The 6,892-nt window shown below is 51.5% G+C and carries 7 protein-coding genes; 3 read left to right on the forward strand and 4 right to left on the reverse strand.

Features of this window, described 5'->3' with window-relative positions; translation table 11 throughout:
* Nucleotides 1-1,062 (reverse strand): hypothetical protein (locus Q669_RS17650; RefSeq protein WP_036149962.1); only part of this gene is annotated, 1,062 nt, incomplete at its 3' end.
* On the reverse strand, nucleotides 1,059-2,633 hold the full coding sequence (locus Q669_RS17655; protein ID WP_160170569.1) for a DEAD/DEAH box helicase: 1,575 nt from the start codon (nucleotides 2,631-2,633) through the stop codon (nucleotides 1,059-1,061). The genes Q669_RS17650 and Q669_RS17655, both read right to left, overlap by 4 nt.
* 37 nt (nucleotides 2,634-2,670) lie before the next feature.
* Here Q669_RS17655 and Q669_RS20165 point away from each other — a divergent pair, with 37 nt between their 5' ends.
* The 3 genes from Q669_RS20165 to Q669_RS17665 all read left to right on the forward strand — a co-directional run bounded on the left by Q669_RS20165 (nucleotide 2,671) and on the right by Q669_RS17665 (nucleotide 4,648).
* Entirely contained in the window at nucleotides 2,671-2,772 is a 102-nt protein-coding gene (locus tag Q669_RS20165) for a hypothetical protein (RefSeq protein WP_413771514.1), read from the forward strand.
* An 83-nt stretch (nucleotides 2,773-2,855) separates the two neighbouring features.
* Nucleotides 2,856-4,118, forward strand: coding sequence for a Vi polysaccharide biosynthesis UDP-N-acetylglucosamine C-6 dehydrogenase TviB (gene tviB, locus Q669_RS17660; protein ID WP_022993290.1), 1,263 nt, complete (start codon nucleotides 2,856-2,858; stop codon nucleotides 4,116-4,118).
* A gap of 161 nt (nucleotides 4,119-4,279) precedes the next feature.
* Nucleotides 4,280-4,648, forward strand: coding sequence for a histone-like nucleoid-structuring protein, MvaT/MvaU family (locus Q669_RS17665; protein ID WP_022993291.1), 369 nt, complete (start codon nucleotides 4,280-4,282; stop codon nucleotides 4,646-4,648).
* Between the two features lie 39 nt (nucleotides 4,649-4,687).
* On the opposite strand, the gene Q669_RS17670 is transcribed toward Q669_RS17665, so the two are convergent.
* Both Q669_RS17670 and Q669_RS17675 read right to left on the reverse strand, forming a co-directional pair.
* A complete protein-coding gene (locus Q669_RS17670; RefSeq protein ID WP_022993292.1) occupies nucleotides 4,688-5,638 on the reverse strand; it encodes a GGDEF domain-containing protein in 951 nt (316 codons plus the stop codon).
* Between the two features lie 2 nt (nucleotides 5,639-5,640).
* Complete coding sequence (locus tag Q669_RS17675) at nucleotides 5,641-6,669, reverse strand: response regulator (protein WP_022993293.1); 1,029 nt, start codon at nucleotides 6,667-6,669, stop codon at nucleotides 5,641-5,643.
* Between the last annotated feature and the right edge of the window lie 223 nt (nucleotides 6,670-6,892).

Consider the following 6,892-nt stretch of genomic DNA (forward strand, 5'->3'; position numbering starts at 1 on the left):
AGGCATTCCTACCGCAACTAGTACTGGGTTGTTCACTACCACCTGTAACGTGTGGCCCTGGAGTAAGGGCGTTAGCTGTCCACCGGTTACCGGGATGGCAGGGTATTGGCCTGTACCGCAAACTGCAATCCAGGGCCGCCAGTTTCCAGGTGCATTGTCTTTTAAAAAGTCTTCGCTGGCGTCGTGAACTGTAACTGTTGGTAATCCTAGTTCGTTGTTTTTTAGCGTACTGCTGGTGTTTGCACCAGCTTTTTTAAAGTACAGGAGAATAGCGTCGGCTTTGGTTTGTTCCGAGCCACTGCCGTTGGGGCGGTTTGGGTTGAACGGTTGAACCAGCGGCTTTACTTTGGCCAGTTCGTATGGGTAAATATCGGCTCCCCATTGCACCCAGGCGTGAGTAGGAGTGTTGATGCCAGAAAGGTGCAGCAGTCCCTGGCAGTACCCAGGGGCAATACTCCTGACTTCCACGATGCTCTCGGTTTCGTCGGTAAGGTTAACAGTTTTTGGGTCTGGATAAAGGCTCAGGTCGAGGCCTGTGAGGGGTACGGTCTCTGGCTCTGGAATCAGGTCTTGAAACCGGATTTTGTCTGCGGTTAGTGTTTCAACCAGGTCAAATGGTTGCAGGTAGGCACCGTGCGGCAGAAGACGATGAGTTAGGCTGCAGTATCTGACCGCGCGGCTTATGGCGCGTAGAGGCACACCGGCACGGATGGATTCAACGCCGAGGCTAGTAAGGCTCCAACCACTGGCTGTCTGTTCAAGCAGGAATTCCCCTTTTTTTTGCTGAAGAAAAGTTTCTGTCCGATCGGGTGCCAGCCCGGTCAATGTGGCCAGGTCTTTGGGGGATTGGATACCGTGTCCTACAAGTTTCAGTAGAGTCAGGTCGTATTTGTTGATCTCTTCCCGGCCTCGCTCTGATACCAGAACCTGCAGTTCCAGGCATGGCAACCTGCAGGTGCGAGAGTAGTAAAGTTGGTGCCCCAGCTCTGCCAGCTTTCGCTCGAGATTCTTTTGCGCGACAAAGGCCGGCATGGCATTTCTCTGTTGTTTTGGGGTGGTCATGAATGGGCTCCTTTCATTTCAGGTGCCTGACTTGCCGGGGCGGGCCGGGAAGAAATCCACTTGGCCGCATCTAATAGGGCATTATGCTCTTTACAGCGTTTGAGCAAAGTGCGCATGGCTTGCTTGAATTCAGTATCCGGGGCCTGCTTGCGATTATTTGGCAGGGTGAGCGTGGACGAATCGCCAATCATGATCAGTTGCCTTTTGGCTCGAGTTTGGGCAACGTTCAAGCGCCGCCAGTCGGCCAGGAAGCCAACGCTCCCCTTAGGGTTTGAGCGGGTTAAAGGGAAGATAATGAAATCTCTCTCTTGGCCCTGAAAGCTATCAACGGAGGCTACCAATTCTTGGAGCGGTGTTGTCAGCTGTTTGAGGCGGTTTTTCCGTTGAGCTTTTTCGATACCCTGCTGTATTTTTTTGACATGGTTGGCATAAGGCACAATGATCCCGATCTCTCGTCTTTGTGAAAGGTCCGGGTGTTCGGCCAGAGCCTGTTCCAGCAGCATTATCACCAGTTCCGTTTCTGTTTTGTTGTCTTGCACCACGTTGCGTCCATCCTGGTGTACGCTGCTCTCGTAACGGTTCGGAATACTACAGGTGTCGATAAAAACCATGGGGCTGGGGGTGAAGGAAAATAACGGGGCTTTCGACTCCATTCCTTTACCGGCGAAGTAACGGTTATTGTAAAATGCTTCAGATACGAAATCACTGATGACGGCCGGGCAGCGAAACTGAGTGTCGAGCATGATTTTTTTATGCTCGGGGGTGATATGCCATAGCTCTTCGAACCAACTGTTTCTGTAGAGGTGGCTCAGGTGTCCGGCGCCCCGGCTCTCGATTTCTTCCAGAATTTCATCCTGGACAACGGGCGGCAGTTGTTTGTGATCGCCTACCAGAATGGCTTTGGGTGCTCTTGATAGAGGCACGATCAAGTTGTGGGCCTGGATTTGGCCGGATTCGTCTACAATGACAATGTCGAACTTCATGTCTCGGAAGCGCTTTTGAGTGTTGATGCCGATGCAGGTGGCACCGACAACGTTAACGTGATCAAAAAGCAGATCGTAAAGAGCTTCCTGCCGGGCTGACCGGAGTTCGTTGAACCACCCTTCGATGTCTGATTGGAGTTCGTCCAGTTTGTTTTTCAATGTCTTTACGGCTTGAGTGCTGAAGCAGTCCGGACCAGGTATTGCAAGGCCGGAGACAAGATCTGTTGGGCGATCGCTGAAGAAACTATCGCGCTTTGCATGCAAACCTGAAAGCTTCTCGTGAAGCTGTTCCAATTGCATATTCAGGGTTTGTTCTCGGGTAAGGGCAGTGTTCAATACTTTTTTGTTTTTTATAACCTTGTGGCTGTTAAGTGCCAGCTTGATTTTGGTGATGACCGCAGGAATCCAGAATAATATTTTCAGTATAGTTTTTAATCCCGCCGGCGCCGGGGGGCTTTGAAGTTTGCTCAATGTAAGCTTTAAGCTGTCCTGGTTCTGAGAAAGCTCGTGAATGCTTTTCTCTAGCTTTCGGGTTTGGGTTTTAACAATGCTCCAGTCTGATTGTGCTGACTGTTCTATGGTTGCCACTATTAACACCAAAGGTGCGAAATACATGCATTTAGAAATGGATTTGTTACCGGTGATTCGAGGTAGAGAGTTATCATGTAGAGACATGGAAGACTTGGGCGCCAGCTTTCAGGAATACCGAGTACTTAAGATCGATTAGTCGCTTTAGATAGCCGCCGAGGCATGCGGCTATCACAGCGCTTCTTGGTGTAGCGCTCAACTCTATTTAAGGCAGGAGAGTATATGAAAAGGATTGCAGTAATCGGCCTTGGTTACGTGGGCTTGCCTTTGGCAGCTGCATTCGGCGAAAAGCGAGAGGTGGTTGGTTTTGATATCAACACCAAGCGCATCGCTGAACTCAAGGACGGAGCAGATTTCACCCGTGAGGTGTCCTCCGAAGAGCTGGCCGCTTCCAGGTATCTGTCCTTCACGGATTCGCTGGACGGCATTGCCGATTGTCAGATTTATATCGTGACCGTGCCCACGCCCATTGATGAGTACAAATCGCCGGATCTCACCCCGCTTGTAAAAGCCAGTGAGAGCGTTGGTAAAGTCCTGAAGAAGGGCGACATCGTTATTTATGAGTCCACGGTGTTCCCCGGTGCCACTGAGGAAGTCTGTGTCCCGGTTCTGGAAAAGGTATCTGGCCTGAAGTTCAATCAGGACTTCTTTGCCGGTTATAGTCCTGAACGTATCAACCCGGGTGATAAAGAACACCGCGTTACCACCATTATGAAGGTCACTTCGGGCTCCACTCCGGAGATTGCCGATGAGGTGAATAATCTCTACGCAGATATCATTACCGCCGGCACTCACAAAGCCAGCTCAATCAAGGTGGCAGAAGCAGCCAAGGTGATCGAGAACACCCAGCGGGATTTAAATATCGCGCTGATGAATGAGTTGTCGATGATTTTTGCCCGTATTGGTATTGATACCCATGAAGTGCTGGCGGCAGCTGGTACGAAATGGAACTTCCTGCCGTTCAAGCCCGGCCTGGTAGGCGGGCACTGTATTGGTGTAGACCCGTATTATCTCACCCATAAGGCCCAGGCCATTGGTTATCACCCTGAGATTATTCTTGCCGGCCGCCGTGTGAACGACAACATGGGGCCATACGCTGCGGCTGAACTGGTCAAGGCGATGATCAAGAAAGGGCATACCATTGCCAGTTCTCGGGTATTGGTTATGGGGCTTACCTTTAAGGAAAACTGCCCGGATTTGCGTAATACCCGCGTTATTGATGTGGTTAATGAGTTAAAGGATTTCGGTTGTCAGGTGGATGTCACCGATTGCTGGGCAAATAATGAAGAAGCCGAGCATGAATATGGTATTTCCCTGGTTGCGGAACCGAAGGCCGGTGAATATGACGCGGTATTTCTTGCCGTACCGCACCGGGAATATGCCGCTCTCTCAGCGGAGCAACTGCGTGCTTATACGAATGGCAATGGCGTTTTATTTGATTTAAAGGGTGTATTGCCGCTGGGGCAGGCTGATTTGCGCCTCTGATCTTTATGTGAACGACGAAGCCGGCCAATGTGCCGGCTTTTTTATTAAGTCGATTTAAGTAATTTGTTTTGCCTTGCTTTGGTTTCTCTATTATTATTTGTTTCGACTCTCGGTCATATTCACTCAGTATTTAAAACCCCACGATAAAAGGTTTTATTTCCATGGCAAAGATTAATGATTATTACCAGAAGAAGCAGCTGATGGAAAAGCTGGCCGCCGAGCTGGAGAAGCTCGAAAAGGACCAGGCACTGAAAAGCGAACTGGAATTTGAAAACAAAGTTCGCGATTTGATGAAAGAGTATGACAAATCACCGAAGGACGTTCTGCAGATTCTGTCTGCTATTGATCCTTCTATCGCTGGCGCCAAGGCCGAGACTGCAACCGGCACACGTGCCAAGCGTCCGCTGAAGACCTACAAGAACCCGCACACTGGTGAAGTGGTAAAAACCCGCGGTGGCAATCACAAGACTCTGAATGAGTGGCGTGACAAGTACGGTAAGGAAGCGGTACAGAGCTGGCAGCAGGATTAATTGCCCATTCCCCTCTCTCAATCGTGGGAGAGGGGAGTATCAACTGACAACAACTTTGTTTCGCCCGCTTTCCTTGGCTTTATACAAAGCCTCATCTGCCTTCTGCATCCACCGCATATAGTTCTCAGGCGTTTCGGTTAATTGCGCGATGCCCATGCTCACTGTGTAGCGAATATCGCCTGCCGTTGTGTTAACGGTGCTGTTCTCAATAGCCTCACGAATGCGCTCGCAAATGACCCGGGCACTCTCGGCATCGGTTTCCGGCAGGATAATGCCAAATTCCTCACCACCATAACGGCCGGCACTGTCAGATTGCCGGATGTTGTTGCGCGTAACATCGGCGGTATGGCGAATGACTTCATCTCCGGCCAGGTGGCCATAGGTGTCGTTCACCGGTTTGAAATGGTCAATATCGAACATCACCAGGCTGGTGGCCTGGGCATATCGCCGGAAGCGCTCGTATTCGGCATCCACCAGATTTTCCCAGGTGCCGCGGTTCAGCAACCCCGTCAGGCGATCCGTCATGCTGAGTTTGGCGAGCTGTTCGTTTGCACGTTCCAGGGCCCGTTTGCTGCTGGCAAATTCGGTAACGTCATATACCAGCAGGCAAACCTTCTCTACCTCTCCGTTAGGGGCTGTAATCGGGCTGATGGTCAGGTTCTGGAACATATATTCTTCAGTGCCCGTGATCGGGCGTGTATTCCGGAACTTGAACAGGTAAGGGCGCTGCTCCCAGGAGGTAAAGGCCCGGGTGTTCAGCATGGCGACGGCATCTACCTTGCGCGTAAGCCAGGCTTCCGGGATGTCCGGAAAGACTTCAAACAGTACCTTGTCCCGAATCTGGCTGGCGGTAATGCCGCTATGGTGTTCCATAAAGCCGTTCCATGCCTGGACGTGGAAATCCAGGTCCAGCACCACCAGTCCCACCTCAACGGATTCGAGCATGTCCATCAACCAATGGAATTCGTTGGCGTCCTGATTAAAGGCCATAGTTAATCCACCAGATACGCGAGGCGTTTTTCAAGGAATGGGATGGAATCCTCGGTTAACAGGATTAGCATGTTGCAGCGGATATCCCGGTTTTCCAGGGTGTAGCTGATCTCGATGCACAGCAATTGCTCTTCGCGCTTGCTGTGGTGATCCAAGAGTTCGTTAACCGGCCGGTGTTGACCGAGCACCGTGGGGTGGCTAAGGCCCAGTTTGAGATCGAGTTGATCACCGATGCCGTTGATAAAGGCACCAAACAGGATGCTCGACATATCCATGAGCACTTCCACGTTCACGGATTCGCCTTCCAGCACGTCATAGTGCAGCAGTTCTGCCATTTCCCGGAAACTGGCGTCTTCAAACAGCAGCAGTGCCTCACCGGCGATACCCGCGCCTGTAAAGCCCTGGCAAACGGCTGAATAGTTTTCTGCTCGTTGCGCAGCCGATATCGCCATGTGCAGCTCAGAGTTGGCGATAAAAGCGACTTTGGGGATAGGTTGTTTGACAAATACCTTTAGCAGCCGGGCCAGCAGATCTGAGGACCGGCCCATGGCCACGTTGGAGATCTCCTGCAGGTAGTCGCTCAGGCTTACTGAGATTTCCGGGGCTGCTGCCTCTCGACTGTGCAGGCTGGCGTCGTTCAGGGCAGTGTCTTCAAGCTCGGATGGGCGATAGAAGCCGTACTCTTCGAGCAGTCGGGAGACAACGCCGGTGTCGGTTGGCTTCTTGATGAAGTCGATGGCGCCCAGTTTTCGTACGCGCTCCCGGGCTTCGGGTTGGATATCACCAGAGACCACGATGGTCAGAACCGGAAGATCTTCGGAACGAATGTGTTCCAGCACCTGGTAGCCGTCGAGTTCCGGCATGTTCAGGTCCAGAAACAGCAGTTCGGCTTTCTGATCGCGCAGGATGGCCAGAGCCTCTTTGCCATCGCCAGCAAACAGGATGTCGTCTGCCAGGCCGGGTGGCAGAGCTTTGGCCATTTGTTTGCGTGCCAGGGCAGAGTCGTCGCAGATCAGTATTCTGGTGGTCATGGGGTGCCGTTTGGGGCCTTCAATGAAAGGGCGTAAGTATACCAATATGAAGCCTTATGTATATGCGGGCTACATTACAAGTTCGCGAAGCGACATATTGGTGTTTCAGCTAGTTTAATCCTGTGACGAACATCAAGCTTGAACGACAAATGACGGTCAGGTAATGAATGAATGTGATGTACCTCACTCAATATACGAGCCTCGTGCGTATTCCGGCGAACGT

The organism is Marinobacter sp. C1S70, from assembly GCF_000475355.1.
Lineage (GTDB): Bacteria > Pseudomonadota > Gammaproteobacteria > Pseudomonadales > Oleiphilaceae > Marinobacter > Marinobacter nauticus.